Consider the following 20874-nt stretch of genomic DNA (forward strand, 5'->3'; position numbering starts at 1 on the left):
CGTCCGACCTCAGACGTCTGACGAGCCAAACATTTGGCGATTATTAAAACTCGTAACGCAAACCTACACGCAGCTGCCACAGTGAGGGGCTGCCCTCACGAGTTTGGCCGGTGGGGTCCTGGAACTCGTTAAAGACGTAACGGCCCTGGTCATCCACACTCATATCCACAGCCGATTGCGAACGCGGGAAGCTGGTTTCGTACTGTACGCCCCAATCGTCGTTGAGCATGTTGCCGATGTTCTCAAACACCATGTACAGCGATGATTTGTGACCGTCCATAATGCCCGGCAGTTGCTGCTCGATCTTCAAATCGAACTTCACCCACCAGTCGCTGTTGAGTTCGTTGCGCTCCATGATTTCACCGCGATCAAGACCTTCGGCATCGACCCAGTCGTAAAAGGCATCAACGTCAAAGTTATCGCCAAAGACAACATTCGGATCATCTACACCCGTGGGGACATACAGCAGGTGACGCGATACCCAGCCGGTAGAATCGCCGAACGCAAAGCCTTCGTTAAAGGTATAGCTGTAGGGACGACCTTCGTTGGCGCTGCCAAACAGCGTGAAGCGGGTGTTGTAGTCGCCGAAGAAGGCGTGCTCGTAGGCCAGTTTCAGGGTAAAGCGATGCGGAATATTGTAGTTAGAGGTGGCGGCACCGGGGTTTTCCGGGTCGGCCGTGGCCAGGTTGGTGTAGTTGGAGTAAGCCACCGAGCTGGTCATGGGGTTAACATCTTCGGCGTCGGAGTAGGCGTAGCCAAATGCTGCTTCCAAACCAAAGTCCCAGTACTTGCTCACACCCATAGACAGGGTTAGTGCGTCGTAGGAGTCTTTAACGTTGGTTAGCATAAAGTCCTGACTGCGACCGTCAATGCTGCCGTAAATCGGGCGACCATCGATAGCGGTGCCGGTTTGTACGCGCGAGATATCTGAGATAATCGCGGCATCTTCAAACTGGCTGTACAGCACATCGGCCGACAGCACTAAGTCGTTATCAAACGCGTAGCTGGTACCCAGGGCGTACTTCCAAGAGGATGGAATTTCAAAATCCGGATCCAGCAGGTTTACGCCGCCGTTCGACCCTTCATTATTGGCGACCGCGTCGTACAAATCTTGTGGAATGTCGTAAATGGGGCGACCTTCACCATTAAAGTCCATATCGAACAGCGAGGTGCCGCTGGTGTCCTGAACTTCAATTTGGGTGACGCCATCGTTGGAGTAGTTGTTGGAAACCCAGACGTTGGGGTTGCCGCCCGAGTACAGGCCTACACCACCGTGAATTTCAAAAGCGTCGGTCAAATTCCAGTTAAAACCTAAGCGCGGCTGGATCAAATCCAGGCCATCCAGGTTTTGACGGTTGTCGATGTTGTAGCTCGCCAGAATGTCGTAATTTTGCGCGGGCTCGTCATCACTTTCGTACCAGTCGTAGCGCAAGCCGGCCACGATTTGCAAGTCACCACCTTGGAGGAAAATTTCGTCCTGCAGGTATAGAGTGTTAATGGCGTACTCAAACGAAGCGGCGGCGTCGGCTTTTACGTTCGTGCCAGCGGCGTTTTCGTAAATAATGGTGTTGGGGGTGCCGGCGGCAAAGTCTTCAATAGAGCTGAAGCGGTACTCGCCTTCGGACTCCTGAATAAACATGTTGAATACATCAAAGCTTTCACGCTCGTAACCGAAGGTGAAGGTCTGATGATCCAAACGGTAGGTACCGGCGAACTTCAGGTTCAGGTTTTCGTAGGTCAGTTTGTTGGCGTGACGCGAGTCATCCGAGCCCAAGTAAACGGTAGCGCTGGAAGGACTGCCGTCGTTGTCATGGTCATTTTGCGTGCGGATTTGTACTTCACCGAATTCAGTGCCGCCCAGTGACAGTTGACGGTTGTCCAGCTCCTGATAGCCGATTTTCACTTCGGTAGAGAAAGCGTCGGTCCAGTCAGAGAACAGTTGCGCAACATAGGCGTTCAGCTCCGCGCCGCGCTCGTAGTAGTGGTTGGAGAACTCTAGCTCGTTAGAGTCGCCATCTGACTCAGCAATGGAGAAACCATCGTTGTAGTTGTAGGTGAAAGAGGCGCGTTGGTTGTGAGTGATGTTCCAATCCACTTTTACCAGCAGTTTTTCATCTTCTACCGGCAAGCTAGAGGGCAGGCTGCCCGGATCATAGTCGTAAACTTCGCGGGCGATACGATCAATTTCTGCCAGTTGCGCGGCGGAAACCCCTTCTACAGGAGTGGCAACATTGGCATCGGCAGTACCGCGATCAAAAGTCTCTACGCCTTCGAGTTTTTCATAGGCGGTGAAGAAGTACAGCTTGTCTTGCACGATGGGGCCGCTAAATGTGAAACCGTAGCGCTGCTCGTCGAAGGGGGCGATATCAATATTGTCGCCTTCAAGAGAGTCGCCCTGCATTGAATCGTCGGTGTAATCGTAGAAGAAAGAACCGTGGAATTCGTTATCACCGGATTTGGTCACCGCATTAATGTTACAGGCGCTAAAGCCGCCGTACTGTACATCAAATGGCGCCAGCTCTACCGCGACTTGCTCGATAGCGTCGTAAGAGAAAGGCATACGCTCGGTGGGGTAGCCGTTGCTGTTCAAACCAAAGTTGTCGTTCAGGCGCACGCCGTCAACGGTTAAGCTGTTAAAGCGTGGGTTGGCGCCGGCGCACTGAATCGAATCTCCAAACGCTTCGTCGATATAAATACGAGGGTCGATGCGAACCACGTCTTTCAAGTCGCGGTTAATCGCCGGGGCGGTTTCCAGGTCATGCAGGCTGAACTCGGCGTTAGGGCCCACTACGGCGTAGTTTTGCTCTTGCAGATTGCCCAATACCAGAATTTCTTCGGTTTGCATTTCGCCGACAATAACTTCCAGCTGATAGGCATCACCCAAGGTCAGATATAAGTCTTGTACGGTGCGGCTACCGTCTTCAGAGGTAACTTCGACGGTGTAGGGGCCGCCCACACGCAAGCCGCGCGCGCTAAAGCGACCCGAGTCGCCCGCCATCACTTCGCTGCGGCTGTTGGAGGGTTCGTGAATAATAACAACGTTGGCGTCATCGATAGGTGCGCCACTGGCATCAAGGACAATACCTTGAATGGATGAGCTGGTTTGCTGGGCAACGGCAGGCAGTGAGCCCCCCAGTGCGGCTGCGACAGCAAGCGTTAATGTGTGCTTGGTAAATATTGTTTTCATGGCATAGTTTCCCGTTTGATTGCTCCATGGTCTTTGGCCAAATCACAAACCACAAAAAAGGCGCGCAGTTAAGCCCATCGCGCAATACGATGTGACGGCGGCTGCGTCTGGAATTCTTTGGAATTATTATTAGAAGTGTTTGTCATTAGGCCCGAGGACACTAACGCAAATATGCGAAAGTTAAGTGACCGATTAGTGACGACTTGCTGACAGTAATATGACAGGAGTATCTTTACGCCAAGTTCACAAGGCCGTCATTTTCTCGCGTTAAACTGCCAGGTTTTACTTTTGCGGAGCTGATTGGCATGCACAAGCGAGTATGGGCGGGAATTTTTGTCGGAGTATGTCTATTGGCGGCTTGCCAAAACCAAACGAGTGAAATAACCGAGGCCGGGACCATGCGCATCGCCACTTTTAATGTGAGTATGGATGCTACTAATTATTTGCCCCGCGATACTAAGCCGGATTCTACCTCGGCGAGTGTATTGCAGCGCGAGCTGGAGCAAGGCGATAACCGGCAAATAAAAGCCATAGCCGAAATTCTGCAAACAGTGCGGCCAGACATCATTCTGCTTAACGAATTCGACTACAGTGCAGAATATAAGCAGGCGGCGGCTTTATTGCAGCGCCACTATTTCGCTCAGCCACAGGGCGCGCAGCGCGCGATCGATTACCCTTATGTTTATTCAGCGGCGGTGAACACCGGTGTAGTCTTCCCTTACGATCTCAATGGCGATGGTGAGATATCCGCCCCCGCCGATACCTATGGTTTTGGCTATTACCCCGGCCAATACGGCATGCTGTTGCTCAGCCGCTACCCCATTGATACTGATTCCGTGCGCACCTTCCAAACGTTTAAATGGCGGGACATGCCAGGTGCGTTGCAGCCTTTGCAAGCTGATGGAGCGGCCTACTATTCATCAAAGGCCTGGAATAAATTGCGCTTGTCTTCAAAAAGTCACTGGGATGTACCCGTACAGATAAATGGTAAAACTGTGCATGTTCTGGCCAGCCACCCCACACCACCGGTGTTCGATGGCCCTGAGGATCGCAATGGCAAGCGCAACCACGATGAAGTTCGTTTATGGGTCGATTACATTTCTAATTCTGCCAATTACCTTTATGACGATAAGGGCGAATACGGCGGCTTGAGCGAGCAGCAGAGCTTTGTTTTGGTAGGGGATTTGAACAGCTCCAGCGTTGAAGGTGATGGCCGTCGGGAGGCCATTACACGCCTATTGCAACATCCGCGAGTGACCGATCCTAAGCCTGCCAGCCGTGGCGGTGCTGAGGCTCGCGAGAGTAACCCTAACAGCGCTTATCACACGGCGCAGTGGGGGATGCGCGCCGATTATGTGTTGCCTTCGAGCGATTTAACCGTGACGGGAGCAGGTGTGTACTGGCCGGCGCAAAGCGACCCCGGTGCAGCGCTGGTTAAAAGCCGAGCGGCCAGCTCCGATCACCGCTTGGTGTGGGTGGATATAGAGCTTTAGTGGCTCGATATAAAAAAGCCGGCCCAAATGGGCCGGCTAAGTAGGTCGAGGAACAATGATGCTAGGTTATTGGCAGGCGACCTTACCCAAGCCCAGCACGTACAGAGGGTCGTAACCGAGCGGCGAGTTAAACGGCGCGCGGCCATCTTTGCCCGCAGTAGCGGTTACATAGTCGGCCAGCTCTTGGCCGGAGCCCAAGTAGTTAGCGCTGATGGTATCGCGCGATGCTTGCGAATAGTTCTGCGCAAGGTCGGGCACACTACCGGAAGAGTCTGTGATCAGGAACTCCAGTGATGGGTCCAGGTTACAGTTCGCATCCGAGAACCATACGCGGGTGTTTTCGCTGCGGAAGTTACCGCCGTCTACATCGCGGGCCAGTTCTTCAACGCGTTCTTCCAGAGCGCGGTACACATCGTCTTTTTCCTGGTGAATGCGGTTCATTAACACCATGTTGTCCTCCCACAGAACGGTGGCGCCGACACGTACACTTAAAATGTCTTTGCGGTAGTTCATAAAGAAGTTTTCAAACATGTGCGAGGTACCGCGACGGATCAGCGGAACGCGGCGCAATGTGTTACCCAGATCGTCATAGTGATCATCGGTGGTGATAAACGCGTTGTGGTGCATGGTGGTGGTGATTTGCGCGTTAATTTCGCGGCTGTCACTGGAGCCATGCAGCGCGGCGCGCTTGACGTTGATCAGCTTGTTGAACGAGATGGTGATGTCATAGGCGCCCACTTTCACATCAAACGCAGCGTCACCGGTGGTGTCGAAGGTGTTTTTGTGAATCCAGATGTCGTGCGATGCACCCGTGTTGCGGATCATGTCGGGGTCCAGACCATGGTCTTCAGTGTGGCCCGCACCGCGGAAGTCCAGGTGAGTCAGAATCACGCTCTCGGCGGTTTGCACCGGTTGACCCGAGCTGTCGCTACCAATGGCAAAACCGTTAAAGCGGAAGTAACCATTGCTCAGACGGCCGTCCAGAGTCTTGTGAGAACCGATTTTGGTGTTGCGGATCGGCAGGTCTTTATCGTTCAGGCGATTGTTGTAGAACTCAACCGCACAGTTCGCATCGGATACGCCTTTGTCATCACACCACTGACGGTAGTCGATACACTGGGCCTCGGTGCCATCAATCGCGCTCAGTACATCGGGGTTTGAGCAGTGATTGCGGTGCATGGAAATTTCCGTTTCGTTGGCGAAGTCGTACTTATCGAACACAATCCAGTTGTGATCGTCGCCGGTAACGGCATCCAGCAATTGCTGTTCAACACTGCGACCCTGGGGATCGTTTTTGGTGATTACCGTTAGCTGGCTGTTGCCGTTAGGATCGTAACCGCCCAGGGCGTTTTCACCGTAACCGACTGCGCGACCCAGCGAGTTAGACAGACACTCGACAATCTCCTGGTCACTTTGCAGTGAGGTGGAGCGCCAGTTAACGTTGGGATCGGTGGCAATGGCAACACAGTCATCGGACAACTCAGTTTCCGGCGGTGGCACGTCCGAGGAGCTCGACGATGAAGAAGAGCTGGACACCACAGACGAGCTGCTAGAGCTTTGCTCGCTGGATGAACTGGACTCAGACGAACTGCTAGAGCCATCGTAGTTGCCGCTGGCTTGGTACACCTCAATCTCACCAATTTGCGGTGCGGTAGTGGCAGAGTGAATTTCCAGGCTGACTTTGCTGGCCGAGACGTCGCCAAAACCGGTAATCACCGCTTCGCTGCCCAGGCTGCTGCCGGTGGCAAGCACTTGGCCGTTGTCGTGATTAACCAGCGACCAGCTGGTGGTGGCATTGTTTAGCTCACGCACTACCACAGTGTTAAAGCTGCCGGAAATACCTTTTACCGAGATGGTCTCGTTGCTGTTGGACGCAGGCTGCCAGTAGGAGCTGCTGTCGCCATCGACTACATTGCCATAGCTTGAGCCGTCGCCTTTACTGCTGCCGTCGGCATCGGAGGCTTTGTTGTCTCCCAGTTCTACCGGCTCGCTTGAGGCGCTGGACTCCGAAGAGCTGCTGGTTTCTGATGAGCTGGCTTCGCTGCTGGAGCTTGAGCTGCTGCCGCCTGCGCAGTTACCTGCCTGGGGGTTATTGCCGCTAACACTCAGGCTGTCGATATTGGCCAGACCTGACCCGCCGCTTGCCTGCAGACGTAGCTCGTTGTATCCCGCGTCCAGATACACCGCTACGGTGCCGCTGCCGGTGAAATCATCCCAGGCGTTGGTGGCTGGCATATCGATGCTGGCTTGGGTCTGGCCGTTAACCAAAACCTCGCCAGGGCGGTTGTCACTGCCGTTGGCGTAGCGCCAGTTCAGCTCATAGGTGCCCGCTGTGGGAACTTCAACCGACCAGTCGATACCTGCGCCTGATACGTTTTCGGTGTTGGCAAACCCACTGCCGGCAAAGCCCGCGTGGTTGCTGTCGATAGTGCCTTCAACGTTACAGAAGCCTGCGCTCTCTTCAATGGTGAGTGTGTCCACCACTGGAGTCGACGATACCGAACTGCTTGAAGATGAGCTGACTTCGCTGGAGCTTGACGAAGAGCTGATCGGGCCGTCGGCGTTATAGACTTCAAACTCGGCGATCTGCGGTGCGCTGCTGGCGCCGTCGATGTAAAGGTTTACTTTGCTGGCGGTAGTGTCGGCAAAGGTAATGACGGCTTCACCGCCCAGGCTTGTGCCCGAGGCCAGAACGTCGCCGTTGTCATCGTTCACCAGCTGCCAAGCATTAGTGGCATTGTTCAGCTCGCGAATCACCACGGTGTTAAAGCTAGTGGGGCTGTCCCATTTTACCGAGATGCGCTCGCCCGAGGTGCTTTCCGGCTGCCAGTAGCTGGACAGGTCGCCATCGCGAACATTCCCGTAGCTGCCTTCGCCTTTGCTGGAACCGTCTGAACCCGCGCCAATGGATAAGTTGGTGCCGGGATCAACAGGGTCGGTAGAGCTAGAGCTGGAAGAGCTTTGCTCCGACGAGCTGGAGCTGCTTGAACTGGGGGCGCTTGAACTGCTTGAGCTACTGCTGCTGATCTCGCAGCTACCGTTGGAAACGGCAAGGCCTGTGTGTGCACCGGCAGTGGCTTGAATAATCTGCGGTACACAGGTGGCGTCGTCCAGCGTATAGCTGTAGGGAATGCTGATACTAGTGGTTGATACCGGATTGGGGCCCGCCGGATGGTTGTCGTCACCTTCCGCGGTCCAGGTGATGTTATCCCAGATATTACCGTTGACTTCCCAGTAGCCCATGTCGTTGGTGTAAAAGGTACCCAGAGGGTTTTTGGAGTCTTGGAAGTAGTTGTGCTCGGCTTTGATTTCGCCGCCGATACGAGGGTTCATTCCCGATTTCTGCAGGCCCACGTAGTAGTTGTTGTAGGCGTGCGCTGTGGCGCCGCGCAGCAGGGGGGTACGCGAATCAATATTTTCGTACAGGTTATGGTGGAAGGTCACCGGGCCGTTGTTGGTGTCGCCGTCGCTCGAGCCGACTAAACCGCCGCGGCCGGAGTTGCGCAGAATACTGTACGAAAGCGTCACATACTTGGAGTCGGCTTTCATATCAAACAGAGCATCGTAACCTGCGCTTTCACCGCCCTGAGCCTCCAGGGTCAGGTGGTCGGCCCAAACGTTATATACGTCGCTTTCCATACCGATGGCGTCACCACCGTTAGAGGTAGGCGAGCCGGATTTTTTCACATTGCGCACGTGCAGGTTCTGCAAAATGATGTTGGAAGCGCTGCGCAGGTGGATACCAAGCTCATCGAACAGAGCGCCAGAACCCACGCCGATGATCGAGATATTACTGACTTCTTTGATCTCGATTTTATCGTCCGCGGTGTTACAGCTGTCGCCCGAGACTTTGCTGGTATTGCCGTGGTTAATGGTGCCCTCTACGTGAATAATAATAGGGGTATCGCTTGAGGCGCGGTTACACAAAGCCGCGTGAATCTCGGTACCTGTGGTGGCATAGACAATATCGCCACCGGCGCCACCGGTGGTGCCGCCGTTAAGAGTGGCAAAGCCGTCTACCGCGAGCGCTGGAGCGCTGGTTGCAGCGACTGCTAACGCCAGAGCACTGGGTGTAAGCATGTTACGCATAGAAACTTTCATTGGACATTACCGTTTTAGAGTTATGTGGGTTGATGTCGCAATCGGCTACCAACTGGTATTGGTATACCGGCCAATCGCATCTATCACTTTCTAGCGGAGAGAGTTAAAGCCCATCCGGTATGCATTACGTCCTTTTTTAATCCGCTGTAATGCAGCCAAGAACATCTGGCGTTAACTTGTGCGTACTGCGCACGTTTGAGGTACTACTTGGTTTTCCATCAGGCTGTTTATTATTTGGTAAAGCCTGATTGGTAAGGCAAAATAGCCTTTCGTTTAATTTTTGTAAAGCCAAAGTGTTGATTTTTGGAATGAATACGCAGTTTTTATAACCTTGTGGCGCATTTTTTGTTGTTTTGTTCCGTAGAGCTACTGACGTTAGCTAAATTGGTACGAACTTTGGTAACAAGACAACTATTCTGGTCAGGCAGGATTTTTATAAGGTTTTGTTATTGGCCTGATCGGATCCGGCGATTAGGGTGGCGCCGATATATCAAATAGGTATTCGCGCGCGCCGCGCTATCTCTAATCGGTTTAAATGAACGCGGCGCTGAGGTGGAAGTTTGACCAGCTTGGTTAATACTTAATTTACCGGAGAGCGAATTTCCCGATTCCTTCTCCGGATGGCCCTGAGGGTCGATAGGATCTTTCCTTTTAGTTACTCCTAGAATGGTCTTCTTTACCGACGCTTCCCCCAAGGCGTCGGTTTTTTTGTATTGGCTCTAGGGGCCTGCATTTACAACAAAAAAATCAGTGGGTTATAATCGCGCGCCCTGACGGCGTAAAGTCGTCTTTCTGTCGGAGCGTAGCGCAGCCTGGTAGCGCACCTCGTTCGGGACGAGGGGGTCGGAGGTTCGAATCCTCTCGCTCCGACCAGTTTTCACATTCGGCGTGTAACGGATTATGGCGCGAAAATCCTGCAATTTTGTCAAAGGTGCCAAGTCCGCCTGGTACTGCTCCCACTGCGATACCCACTACAGCGATATCTGTATCCCAGACGGCTATAACCCCATGTGGGGCAGGGCGGGACCTTCCTGTGTGTTGTGCCATGCACCGCTAACCCCCAGTAATGATCCGAGCCTGCAGCTGCCTTTTTGGCAGGTTTTGCCCTATTTACTGATTTACCCTTTACACCCTTATGCCTTGGCGGTATTGGCTTTGGGCGTGGTCGGTGTCTACCTGCTGGGGGGTGGTGTGCCAGCTCTGGTGTTTGCCTTCGTTTATGGAGTGATCTCGGTTAAGTATTTATTTGCCGTGGTGACCGAACGGGGCGCGGGCAGGCGTTGGCCGCCGGGTTTGCTGGTATTTGTTAGGCCCGACCCCCACTGGCTGTTTCTGCAAGCGCTGCTGGTATACATCATTTTTGCCGCTGCGATAGTGGGCGCGGCGTTTGTGCATGTCTATGCCTCTTTGGCGGTGGCTGTATTTGTGGCTGCGGCTTACCCGGCAAGCACGATTCTGCTCGCCAGTGAGAAAAATTTACTGCACGCGGTCAACCCGCTCAATCTATTGGGGCTGATGCTCAATATGGGTTTGGGGCCCTACGTGGCGCTTTGGGTGCTAACGGCCATTGTGAGCCTTGGGCCTTCGGCGGTGGGCTACTATCTGTATCCACAGATTGCCGAAAGCTGGCTCCTGCCTGCGGCCGTTGGCGTGGGCAGTTATTTTGCGATGGTGGTGCACGCGCTGATGGGCTACGCCCTGTTTCAGTATCGCGATGAGCTGGGCATGGCGGTGGGTACGGATCAGCCCCATATGGAGGAGGGTGAGTTTGTGCGTGCCCGGGGTTTGGGGGCAGTGACTGTGTTGGAGAAATCTGGCGATTACGGCCGTGCGCGGCAGGTGCTGCGGGAGCTGTTGGATGTATATCGTGACGATTTGTCGTTGCACCGACACTATCAGCGAATATTGCTTAACCTCGATGATACCGAGGCCTTGGCCAAACATACGGATTACCTCGCCGCCTTGCTATTGCAGGCTAACCAGAACAAAGAGGCGGTGGCACTGGTGGAGCAGGCGCTGGCGAAATGTTCCGAGTACCGGGTCTCGCACCTGGCTACCGCACGTGATCTGGCGCGGGCGATGGATAAGGCCGGGCGTTACGAAGCCATGGTCAGAGTAATGGCCAACTTGCATAAGCGTGTCCCCCCCGATGATGCAGTGGCAGAGGTGTATGCACGCCTGGCTCAGGCCCTCGCCGGCCCTTTGCAAAAACCGGATAAAGCCCGTGCGCTGGCCGCATTTACGGTAAAAGCCTATCCCAAGGCGCCCCAGGTGCGGCAGCTGGTTAAACTGGCGCGGCCTGCCGCAAAATAAGGTGCCTGGCTCAGGAGAATGTGTGGACCTCGCTGGGAAATACGCCGGCTTTGACGTCGTCGCGGTATTTTTGCATGGCTCCAGGTATATTGCCGGTTTCTTCGAGAAAGTTTTTCGAAAACTTGGGCGGCTGCGGCGTCAGCCCGAGAATATCGTTGATGACTAGCACCTGGGCGTCGGTATCGCTGCCCGCTCCGATACCCACCACCGGAATATCAGAGGCCTGGGTGATGGCCGTTCCTAGCCAGGCCGGGACACACTCAATCAGTAGTAGGTCGGCACCGGCTCGGTTTAGGCACTTGGCATCGCTGAGCAAGGTATCGGCGCGCTCCTGATCACGGCCCTGGACGCGAAAGCCGCCGAACTTGTGCACCGACTGCGGCGTCAGGCCGATGTGCGCACACACCGGAATGCCTCGGTCTGAGAGCATGCGTACAGTGTCGGCAAGCCAGGCGCCGCCCTCAATTTTTACCATGTGGGCACCGGCCTGCATGATTCTGGTGGCGTTGCTCAGGGCCTGCTCGGGGGTGGCGTAGGTCATAAACGGCAAGTCGCCGATAATTAGCGATTTGTTGTTGCCCCTTGCTACGGCTTCCACGTGGTAGATCATCTGCTCCATGGTGACGGGTATTACACTGTCATAGCCGAGTACGGTCATGCCCAGCGAATCGCCAATCAGCACGGCCTCTACCGAGCACTTTTGCGCCATGGCGGCCATGGGCGCATCGTAAAGTGACACCATCACGAACTTTTCCCGGCCGCGCATTTGCTGCAGGGTATGAACGGTGATTTTCTTTTCCAGTCCGCCGGAGTTATCGGCTTGTACATAGGGCATGGTCAGACTCCGCTGGTGTTACAGCACGGGGGTAGGGTTGTAGTAATGGCGGCCGCTTTTAATGGTGACGATATATTCCACCAACTGCTGGAAGTGATCGCGATTGTCGGCCAGGTTTAAATCCTGCGCATTAACAATCAGCAGAGGCGCCGCATCGTAATAATGAAAGAATTCTGTGTAGGCTTCGTTAAGCACCTGTAAGTATTCATCGCTGATGGATTGCTCGTAGCCTACGCCGCGCTGTTTGACTCTAGCCTGTAACACATCCTGCGGCGCCTGTAGATAAATAACCAGGTCCGGGCGCGGCGCATCCAGGGTCAGCTTGTCATATACCTGCTGGTAAATTGCCAGCTCGTCATCATCCAGGGTTACCTGGGCGAACAGCTGGTCCTTTTCGATCATAAAATCCGCGACGCGGGCCTGCCGGAACAGATCGTCTTGACGTAACTGCTGGATTTGCCCGGCGCGCTGGAACAAAAAGAAAAGCTGGGTCTGCAGGGCAACAGATTTAGGATCCTGGTAGAACCGCTCGAGAAAAGGGTTCTCCTGAGGTTGCTCCAGTAGCAAGTCGTAGTTAAACAAGCTAGCCAGGTTGCGGCTTAAGGTGGTTTTACCCACGCCGATGGGGCCTTCCACGGCGATATAGCGGGGAATTTCGATACTGCTGAGATCCAGCGGTAGTTTTTCAAACAGTTCGGCCACGCTGCGGCTCCTTCGGCTGCTGGTTTCCGGCGCCCATTCTATAAGCGGCTGGGTATAACCGCCAGACCATTGCGGTCACAATTAGCGGCCAGGACATCAAGGTTGGTTCCATCCGGGAGTGTTAAGCCGGGCGCGATATCCGCCAAGGGCACGAGCACAAAAGCGCGTTCGGTCAAAAAAGGATGGGGTACGCTGAGCCGTTCGGTGTGTATTTGTCGATCGCCGTACAGCAGAATGTCCAGGTCTAGGGTGCGCGGCCCCCAGTGGCGTTCGCGCACCCGCTGGTGCTGCTGCTCCAGAGCCTGCAGGGCATCCAGTAGCGGCGCTGGTTCCAGCTTGGTCTGCAGGCAGGCGACCGCATTGATAAAGTCATCCTGGTCCTGTGGGCCCACAGGCTTGGAGCAATAAAGCGGGGAGACATTAATCAACTGCGAGTGGGGCAGGTTGTCCAGTTCGGATATAGCTTGCCGCACATGTTGCTGCGGGTTGTCCATATTGCTGCCCAGACCCAGGTAGCAAAATACTCCGCCAGCCACGCTCACCCCTGCTTGGGGCCGCTTTTCTTGCGCCCGCCACGCCGGCGACGGCCTCCGCCCCCGGCGGGCTTGATGGCTGCAACCATGTTTTGGCGTTCGGCCTCATCTGCCGCCTGAAACTGAGTCCACCAGTGACCCAGACCGCCCAGCTTTTCACCGGCGTCTTCGCGCAGCAGCGTAAAGTCGTAGGCCGCGCGAAAGCGCGGGTGTTCCACAAGCGTAAAGGCGCGACCGCCGCCGCGGAGGGTCAGGCGATGCTGCATGTCCCAGATTTCGCGCATGGGAATCAAGAAGCGCTTAGGGATAGAGGTACGCGCCAACTGCTGGCCCACGGCCTGGCTGGCCGCTTCGGCAAAGGCCTGGCCCTTGGGCATAGAACCCTGTAGTTCTTTTAACTTGGCCTGCTGCACCGGCCACAGTAGGGCGGCGTAAATAAACGCGGGGGTAACGGATTTTCCGGCGCGAATACGTTTGTCGGTGTTGCACATGCACTGTTCTACCAGCGTCATGGCAACCGGGTCACCGGTAGCAAGCTGTGCTTCTGTACCGGGAAACAGCTGCCCGAATAAGTTGTATTCGCGCAGCAGATGAAAGGTTGCTGTGGCGGAGCCGGCCAGAAACAGCTTGAGTACTTCCTCAAATAAACGCGCCGGTGGAATATTGCCCAGCAGGTCGGCCAGCGGCCGAATAGGTTGCTCGGTGTCCGGCGCTATAGTGAAGCCTAATTTAGCGGCAAAGCGCACCGCGCGCAGCATGCGTACAGGGTCTTCTTGGTAGCGGGTAGTGGCGTCGCCAATGATGCGTAGGGTGCGTTTTTCCAGATCGTGAATGCCGCCGGTATAGTCGTGCACGGCAAAACCGTCGAGCGAATAGTAGAGTGCATTGACGGTAAAATCGCGACGCACTGCGTCGGAGTGCACGCTGCCGTAGACATTGTCGCGCAGCACCATGCCGTGTTCGTTGCGCGCGGCTTCGTGATGGCCCCGAAAGGTGGTTACTTCGATGATTTCCCGGCCAAAGCGCACATGCACAATCTTAAATCGACGCCCGACAATACGAGCGCCGCGAAACAGGCTCTTGACCTGCTCTGGCTTGGCGTTGGTGGCAACGTCAAAGTCTTTGGGGTGGCCGCCTAGCAGTAAATCCCGCACTCCGCCGCCTACCAGATAGGCCTCGTAGCCGTGCTGGTTTAGCTGTTTCATGACTTTGATGGCGGCGTGACTGATCAGCTTGCGCGACACATTGTGCTGATCGCGAGGAATGATAATCGGCTGTTGTTTACTATTGGAGTTGGAACCCTTAGGGGAGATCAGTTTGAACAGCCGTTTTAGCATAGAAAATTCTGCAACTTAAGTGATCGCGCTGGGTGCGTGGATAAAGTGAGTGCAGAGTTTAGCATGCTGCTTACTGGCGTGAAAGTTGCGGTAAATTCGCGTTATTGCGGATCTGTAAGGAAGTTTTCGCTCCTCAAAGCAAAACGGGAAAGCCGAAGCTTTCCCGCAGGAGTGGGCGGCACAAATAATGCCCTTGTTGTCGACGGGCACTGCGTCCTTGCCCAATCCAAATTACGTGTAATCCTTTCCGGTGCCTAGTCAGTCATTCCGCTTTGTTTTTATTATCGTCTTGTTTTTATTGTTAAGACGTCGTTCTTATTGTTTGTTGTTATTCTTCTGTTTCAGTTTCTTATTGTTTGTTGTTGTTTTTATCCAGTTTTCGTTTTTTATTATTTGTTGTTCTTATTATTGAACTTATGCGTCTTTTAATTGTTTGTTGTTATTATTAGAAAGTTTCAGTTTCTTATTGTTTGTTGTTGTTATTTTGTTCGTCTTTCTTATTGTTTGTTGTTGTTATGTACGCCCTATAAAGCACTGCCCGTGCCAAAACGTAAAAATTCAATAAAAACAATGGGTTAAGTTTTTCGCCTAGAGGTATATTCTTTTTCGTTATTTCCGAGGGTTACAGACTTTTACGGTTTTTGTTACGTCGGGTGGGGCGCGGTAACAGTTTGCCTGGGTAACGTATTTGTGCGCGCGAGTAACGCTTTGGCGCCTTAAATTCTTTTCGCTGAAAAAATAGACAAAAATTGTGATGGAGTTGTCGCTGGGCTGAGATTTGGTACTCACCCGGCGTGGCTATCGAGTCACGCCGGGTGAGTAGATAGGTGGGGTAGGGTGTTACTTGCTGGTGGATTTGCGGCGCGGGATGCCGAAACGCTGGCGCCGTTCCCAAAGGCACTTGCGACTAACCCCCAGTTTTTTTGCCAGTTCGGTTTCGCTCATGGTGTCCTGGTGCTCCAGAACAAAACGCTGAAAGTAGTCTTCCAGCGATAAATCCTCAGAAGGATCGATGTGTCGCGGTTGATTGTTGACCGATTCACGAGCAGCCTGGGCGTAGGGATTGTCGTCCACATGATCGTCTAGCAGCACCAGGTCTAGGTCGATGGCCAACAGGTCGTGGCTGATTTCGCGTTCGTCTTCACAGAGGATAACCGCTCGCTGCATGGCGTTTTCCAGCTCGCGCACATTGCCTGGCCAGGTGTAAGTGGTAATCGCCTGAATAGCTTCAGGTGAGAGTTTTAAATTAGGTTTGTTGAACTGCTGGCAATAGCGGCTAAGCAGGCTTTCCGCCAAGTTGAGGATGTCTTTACCGCGCTCGCGCAACGGTGGCAGTTCGAGTTGAACCACATTGATACGAAAGTAGAGGTCCTCGCGGAACTTGCCATCGCGGGCCAGGGCGCGTAGATCCCGGTGTGTGGCGGCGACCAGGCGCACATCGACTTTGCGCGATTCAACCGAACCCAGGGGGCGCACTTCGCCCTCCTGCAGTACCCGCAGCAGGCGCGCCTGGGCTTCCAGAGGCAGCTCGCCGATTTCGTCCAGAAACAGGGTGCCGCCATCGGCAGCGGCCACCAGCCCTTCGCGAGTGCTCGCGGCGCCGGTAAAAGCGCCTTTCTCGTGACCAAACAGCTCCGATTCAATCAAGGTTTCGGGGATGGCGGCGCAGTTGACCGAAATCATCAGTTCTTTGTGGCGCCGGCTCTGCTCGTGCAGCGAGCGGGCCACCAGCTCTTTACCGGTGCCGGTTTCGCCGTGCACCAATACAGTGGCATCGGTCGGGGCGACCTTAGCGATACGCGAGTAGAGTTTTTGCATCACATCGGATGAGCCGATCATGCCGGTCACTTTGCTATCGCTGGGGTTACTCTGGGTTTTTGCTTTCATCGACGCTTTGCCGATAACACGCTTTACCGCACTGACCATTTCATCGTGGTCGAAGGGCTTGGCGATATAGTCCACCGCGCCCATACGCATAGAATCCACCGCCGAACGCAAGCTGGCGTAGCTGGTCATGATCAGCACGGGGACATCGCCGGCGAGCTTGATCAGGTCGGTGCCCGGCGCGCCCGGTAGGCGCAAGTCGCTGATAATCAGTTGATAATCGGTCAGGTTAAACTTAGAGGTGGCTTCGCGCACCGATGGGGCTTCGCTGACTTCGTATTTGTTGCGCTCTAACAGTTTGCGCAGGGCAGTACGGATAATGGCTTCGTCTTCAACAACCAGAATTTTCGTCATAACTCGTCAATCGGCCTTCTCTGGGGCGTCGGGAGCGGTGTGCGTTAACACAGAGTCCAAGTGACGCGGCAATTTGATAACGATTTGCGCTCCGCGCTTAGTCGACGGGTTGGCGGGACTGAGAATGTCCAGACTGCCGCCGTGATCGTCGATAATGCTGTACACCATGGCAAGCCCGAGACCAGTGCCTTCGCCAGGATCTTTGGTGGTAAAAAACGGCTCGAGAATCTGGTCTAAATGCTCGGGGTCTATGCCTTCCCCTTCATCGGTGACGGTGAGGGTGATGTTGTCCTCATCTTCAAAGCTCTCTAGCATAACACGACCTTCCGGCTCGCTGGCATCCCTGGCATTGGCTAACAGGTTAATGAACACCTGAATCATCTGCTGCAGATCGCCAGCGACAATCGCGTTGGCGGCGATATCATTGCTGAAAATCACCGGGTTTTTGTCTTTTTGCAGCGATAGCAGGGCAATGGCCTCTTCGGCGCACTCGCGCAGTCGCACCGCCTCAAAGGCGCTCTTTTTATTGCGCCCGCTGTGCGAGTAGCTCACCAGTGACTGTACGATACGGGTTACGCGATCTGTCTGGCTGAGGATTTGGTCGGCCGTTTCCAGCACCTCGGGGTTCTCTGATTCGTAGCGCAAGTTTTGGCACAGGCAGGCAATACCGGTAATCGGGTTGCCAATTTCATGGGCTACTCCCGCCGCCAGGCGGCCCACCGAGGCGAGACGTTCGGAGTGAATCAGCTCTTGCTCCAGCAGCTGGGTTTCGGTGACATCCTCAAGCAAAATCACCTGATCATCCTGGCCGGCGGTGCTACCGCGGCGGCTGGTGGCGGGTCCTTCAATGGCCGCTTTATGCAGGCTGATCCAGTGCGGCCGTTTGTTGAGGGTGATCTCATGGCGGTACAAATGAGCGTCTTCGCCGCCGGAAAAGTTAACCAGCAGGTCGCACCAGGGCTGCACCAGATCATCCAGATGAGAGCCGAGAACATCGTCCGCCTCAATGCCGGTGAGCTTGGCCATGGCGCGGTTCCACATCAGAATTTCTTTATCGCGGCCCAGTGAGCAAACCGCCATAGGGAGCTCTTGTAGTGTTTTGCGATGGTACAAGCGCAGGTTATTGAGTTCGGCGGACAGGCCGGTAAGGTGGCTGCGGTATTGCGATAAACGGTTTTCAATCAGGTTGATGTCCACCGTGTCGCGCGCTTCAGCTAGTTTATAGGGCAGGTGGTTGTCCATAATTTCGCCCGCCACGTGAATACCCATCAACCCGGACAAGTTAGCCTCCAGCTGATCGCGCAGGCGGCGCAGGGCGTAGGGGCGGCGTTCGGATATCCCCAGACCCAGCTGGCGCAAAGCGAGGTCCACTTCGCGGCTGGCGGTAACTTTGCCTAAAGGTTTGGCCAGACGGGTTTTAAATTCGGCGGCCGAGTGAACGTCCAGCGCCTGGCGCACCGGGTGCGACAATTCATCGGCGGCGCAAAGCTCAGCGCTGTAAGCCTCTTCTTCGGTTTGCCGGGTCAGCAGCGATACGCCGATAAAGATCAGGGTGTTGAGGCCTAGAGAAATAACGGTAATCTCGCTCCAGTGGCTGATGCCAACACTCAGTGAGCCGTCACCGAAGGGTACACGCAATTGCTCTAAGCCTGTGAGCATCGGAATCAGCAGCCCCACCATCCACACCAGCGTGCCGACGGTCAGCCCGGCAATAACGCCGCGGCGGTTGCCGCGGGTCCAGAAAACGATGGCGAAAATGCCCGGCACAAACTGCAGGGTTTCAATAAAGGCAACCAGCGCCAGGTGGAACAGGCTCTGGCGGTTGTCGAGCATCCAATAAAAAAAGTAACCGCCTAAAAACAGTGCGGCTATGACCGCACGGCGCAGCCACACCAGCTGCGAATAGATATCTTGGCGCCGACGCAGGCGTAAAAACGGCAGCAGCCAGTGGTTCATTACCATGGTCGAGAGCGCCAGAGAGATCACCACCATGGCGCCGGTAGAAGCCGATAAGCCGCCGATAAATGCGAGAATTGTCAGGCTCGGAGACTCCGCCAGAATGGGTACACCAAGGGTGAAGTACTGCGCCGGTAGAGGTACCGAGAGTTCGAAGCCCGCCCACAAGATGGGGAATATGGGCAGAGCCAGAAACAGTAAAAACAGCGGAAATGCCCAGGTGACGGTACGAGTGTTACGTAGAATAGGGTTTTCCGCCACGCCCATGTGGAAAATATGAGGCATGGTGACGGCGGTGGCGACAAACACCAGCAGCAGCGTGTGTGAGGCGCCATCGCGGATAGGTGAGTGCAACAGGGCGAGGTTTTCGGGGTTGCGCTCAAGCCACTGGTCCAGGCCGCTAAAGCCGTCGAATACGCCATATACGGCCAGTAAACCGATGGCGCAGAGCGCAAATACCTTGAGTAGCGATTCAAATGCCATGGCGGTGATCAGGCCGCGGTGGCGCTCGCGATTGGAGCCAAACAAAATGGTAAACAGCGCCAGAATGCCGCAGTAAGTCAGCGCCATTAGGTCTTTAAAGGTTAAGCCGGTACCCACCAGTGGGATCGCCGGGTCACGGCTGACGGTAAGAATATGCATGGTATCGGCAATGGCCTGAATCTGCAGGGCCATCAAAGGCAGAATACCTAGCAGCATGCACAGCGTAGTCAGCGCGCCTATACCATGACTGTGGTAGCGAAACACCAGCAGATCGGCCAGCGAGTGTACCTGGTGGCGCCGCGCCAGTTCGGTAATCGGCTCCAGGGCTACAGGGGCAAACAGAAACAGTGCACCGGTACCCAAATAGTAGGCCAGGGCGCCATAGCCAAACTGAAAGGCCAGATCGATAACGCCGTAAAAAGCCCAGGCACTGGCGAAAATGCCCAGCGACAAAATATAGGTAACTGGGTGTTCGGTGATGCGTCGCGGCAGCCAGTCGCGCTCGGTAATGGTGGCAATGCCAAAAATCAGCAGCAGGTAGCCAAGACCAATCAGGGCAACGTGAGTGAGTTCAAATGTCATGAGGGCTTCTTACGGGCCTGCACAGCGTAGGCAATACCAATGACCAGCACCCACATGATGTAGGGCCGGTACCAGGCGCCCTCAGGGTTGACGATCCAGGTGAACAGCGTCGGTGAAAAGATATAGGCGATCAGCAGCAGCAAGATCACCAGGCGCTGGTTGTTCATGTGTTTTCCATGTTTGTGCTTAAAGGAACACCGGCCAGTGCATTAAGCCGCCAGTGCTGGGTGGCCCAGTGTAACAGGCTGGCGCAATCGCTGTGCGCCAGTTCCCGGGGGGGATTTTGCCTCAGAAACACCAGTGCCTGCCAGAGGTTTGCGCAGGCATTGCGGTTATCCAGGGCAGCTGCCTGGTTTTGCTTGCTCAGTTTACGTCCGTCGGCGCCGCAGGCGACGGGCACGTGGGCGTAAATAGGTGTGCGCTGCTGCAGAATTTCAAAAAAACGAATCTGGCGCGCCGTTACCGGCAGCAGGTCGCTGCCGCGTACCACATGGGTGATGCCCTGGTGGATATCGTCGGCTACAACCGCCAATTGATAGCCGAATAAACCATCTTTACGCACCACTACGGCATCGCCAACTTCGCGGGCCAGATTTTGCTGCTGCACACCGGCCAGGGCGTCGGTAAAGCTCAGGGTATCGGGCAGCTTGGCGAGCACACCGGGTAGATCGTAAAGTTTGAGGCGCCAGGCGGTGTTGCCGTGCCTGGGGCGTGCGTGCCGACAGTGGCCGTTGTAGATCCCGCCCATGGCTTTCACATCCTGACGGGTACAGTCGCAGGGGTAGATCAGGTCCTTTTGCTCGAGCGTGGCGAGCAGTTCTCGATAGGCCTCGCGGCGCTGGCTTTGCCAAAGTACGGTGTCGTCCCAGTGAAGGCCGTGAGCCTCCAGTGTTTGCAGAATGAGGTCGGCGGCACCGGCCTGCTCGCGCGGGGGGTCAATATCGTCGATACGAACCAGCCAGCGGCCGCAGTTGTGACGCGCGTCCAAATAGCTCGCCAGGGCGGCGACCAGAGAGCCAAAGTGCAGTGGCCCGGAGGGGGAGGGCGCGAAGCGGCCCGTATAAGAAGGGGCAATATGTGGCACGGCAAGACGGGCCGGGCGAGCCCGGCCGCT

12 protein-coding genes and 1 tRNA gene are annotated in these 20874 nt (G+C 55.0%); 3 read left to right on the forward strand and 10 right to left on the reverse strand.

What is annotated here, in order from left to right; genetic code table 11:
- Positions 1-43: 43 nt before the first annotated feature.
- Complete coding sequence (locus tag NHM04_RS15970) at positions 44-3187, reverse strand: TonB-dependent receptor (protein ID WP_254264752.1); 3144 nt, start codon at positions 3185-3187, stop codon at positions 44-46.
- Between the two features lie 305 nt (positions 3188-3492).
- On the opposite strand from NHM04_RS15970, the gene NHM04_RS15975 reads away from it, so the two are divergent.
- A complete protein-coding gene (locus NHM04_RS15975; protein ID WP_254264753.1) occupies positions 3493-4680 on the forward strand; it encodes an endonuclease/exonuclease/phosphatase family protein in 1188 nt (395 codons plus the stop codon).
- Between the two features lie 66 nt (positions 4681-4746).
- On the opposite strand, the gene NHM04_RS15980 is transcribed toward NHM04_RS15975, so the two are convergent.
- Positions 4747-8769 carry a CBM35 domain-containing protein gene (locus NHM04_RS15980; RefSeq protein ID WP_254264754.1) on the reverse strand — a complete coding sequence of 1341 codons (4023 nt, stop codon included), beginning with the start codon at positions 8767-8769 and terminating at the stop codon, positions 4747-4749.
- Between the two features lie 808 nt (positions 8770-9577).
- Here NHM04_RS15980 and NHM04_RS15985 point away from each other — a divergent pair.
- Together NHM04_RS15985 and NHM04_RS15990 are read left to right on the forward strand one after the other, a co-directional pair.
- Positions 9578-9654, forward strand: a tRNA-Pro gene (locus NHM04_RS15985).
- A gap of 27 nt (positions 9655-9681) precedes the next feature.
- The gene (locus tag NHM04_RS15990; protein WP_254264755.1) at positions 9682-11094 is read left to right on the forward strand and encodes a lipopolysaccharide assembly protein LapB; all 1413 of its coding nucleotides are present in this window, start codon (positions 9682-9684) and stop codon (positions 11092-11094) included.
- 10 nt (positions 11095-11104) lie between these two features.
- Here the strand turns inward: NHM04_RS15990 and panB are convergent, their stop codons facing one another.
- The 8 genes from panB to gluQRS form a co-directional block, all read right to left on the reverse strand.
- The gene (panB, locus tag NHM04_RS15995) at positions 11105-11929 is read right to left on the reverse strand and encodes a 3-methyl-2-oxobutanoate hydroxymethyltransferase (protein WP_254264756.1); all 825 of its coding nucleotides are present in this window, start codon (positions 11927-11929) and stop codon (positions 11105-11107) included.
- Between the two features lie 18 nt (positions 11930-11947).
- On the reverse strand, positions 11948-12631 hold the full coding sequence (locus NHM04_RS16000; protein WP_254264757.1) for a deoxynucleoside kinase: 684 nt from the start codon (positions 12629-12631) through the stop codon (positions 11948-11950).
- Between the two features lie 38 nt (positions 12632-12669).
- Positions 12670-13167, reverse strand: coding sequence for a 2-amino-4-hydroxy-6-hydroxymethyldihydropteridine diphosphokinase (gene folK, locus NHM04_RS16005; protein ID WP_256526853.1), 498 nt, complete (start codon positions 13165-13167; stop codon positions 12670-12672).
- A gap of 2 nt (positions 13168-13169) precedes the next feature.
- Positions 13170-14501 carry a polynucleotide adenylyltransferase PcnB gene (gene pcnB, locus NHM04_RS16010; protein ID WP_254264758.1) on the reverse strand — a complete coding sequence of 444 codons (1332 nt, stop codon included), beginning with the start codon at positions 14499-14501 and terminating at the stop codon, positions 13170-13172.
- A gap of 840 nt (positions 14502-15341) precedes the next feature.
- The gene (locus NHM04_RS16015; protein ID WP_254264759.1) at positions 15342-16739 is read right to left on the reverse strand and encodes a sigma-54 dependent transcriptional regulator; all 1398 of its coding nucleotides are present in this window, start codon (positions 16737-16739) and stop codon (positions 15342-15344) included.
- A gap of 6 nt (positions 16740-16745) precedes the next feature.
- Entirely contained in the window at positions 16746-19760 is a 3015-nt protein-coding gene (locus tag NHM04_RS16020; protein ID WP_254264760.1) for an ATP-binding protein, read from the reverse strand.
- Complete coding sequence (locus NHM04_RS16025) at positions 19757-19927, reverse strand: hypothetical protein (protein ID WP_020208309.1); 171 nt, start codon at positions 19925-19927, stop codon at positions 19757-19759. The genes NHM04_RS16020 and NHM04_RS16025 overlap by 4 nt, the downstream gene beginning before the upstream one ends.
- Complete coding sequence (gene gluQRS / locus NHM04_RS16030) at positions 19924-20844, reverse strand: tRNA glutamyl-Q(34) synthetase GluQRS (protein WP_254264761.1); 921 nt, start codon at positions 20842-20844, stop codon at positions 19924-19926. The genes NHM04_RS16025 and gluQRS overlap by 4 nt, the downstream gene beginning before the upstream one ends.
- Between the last annotated feature and the right edge of the window lie 30 nt (positions 20845-20874).

Source organism: Gilvimarinus sp. DA14 (genome assembly GCF_024204685.1).
GTDB lineage: Bacteria > Pseudomonadota > Gammaproteobacteria > Pseudomonadales > Cellvibrionaceae > Gilvimarinus.

What these genes read in the sequence shown, in the direction of transcription:
- NHM04_RS15990 (WP_254264755.1), top strand. Translation starts at nt 9,682, where the DNA reads ATGGCGCGAAAATCCTGCAATTTTGTCAAAGGTGCCAAGTCCGCCTGG.
- panB (WP_254264756.1), bottom strand. Translation starts at nt 11,929, where the DNA reads ATGCCCTATGTACAAGCCGATAACTCCGGCGGACTGGAAAAGAAAATC.
- NHM04_RS16015 (WP_254264759.1), bottom strand. Translation starts at nt 16,739, where the DNA reads ATGACGAAAATTCTGGTTGTTGAAGACGAAGCCATTATCCGTACTGCC.
- pcnB (WP_254264758.1), bottom strand. Translation starts at nt 14,501, where the DNA reads ATGCTAAAACGGCTGTTCAAACTGATCTCCCCTAAGGGTTCCAACTCC.
- NHM04_RS16020 (WP_254264760.1), bottom strand. Translation starts at nt 19,760, where the DNA reads ATGACATTTGAACTCACTCACGTTGCCCTGATTGGTCTTGGCTACCTG.
- NHM04_RS15980 (WP_254264754.1), bottom strand. Translation starts at nt 8,769, where the DNA reads ATGCGTAACATGCTTACACCCAGTGCTCTGGCGTTAGCAGTCGCTGCA.
- NHM04_RS15975 (WP_254264753.1), top strand. Translation starts at nt 3,493, where the DNA reads ATGCACAAGCGAGTATGGGCGGGAATTTTTGTCGGAGTATGTCTATTG.
- NHM04_RS16025 (WP_020208309.1), bottom strand. Translation starts at nt 19,927, where the DNA reads ATGAACAACCAGCGCCTGGTGATCTTGCTGCTGCTGATCGCCTATATC.
- NHM04_RS15970 (WP_254264752.1), bottom strand. Translation starts at nt 3,187, where the DNA reads ATGAAAACAATATTTACCAAGCACACATTAACGCTTGCTGTCGCAGCC.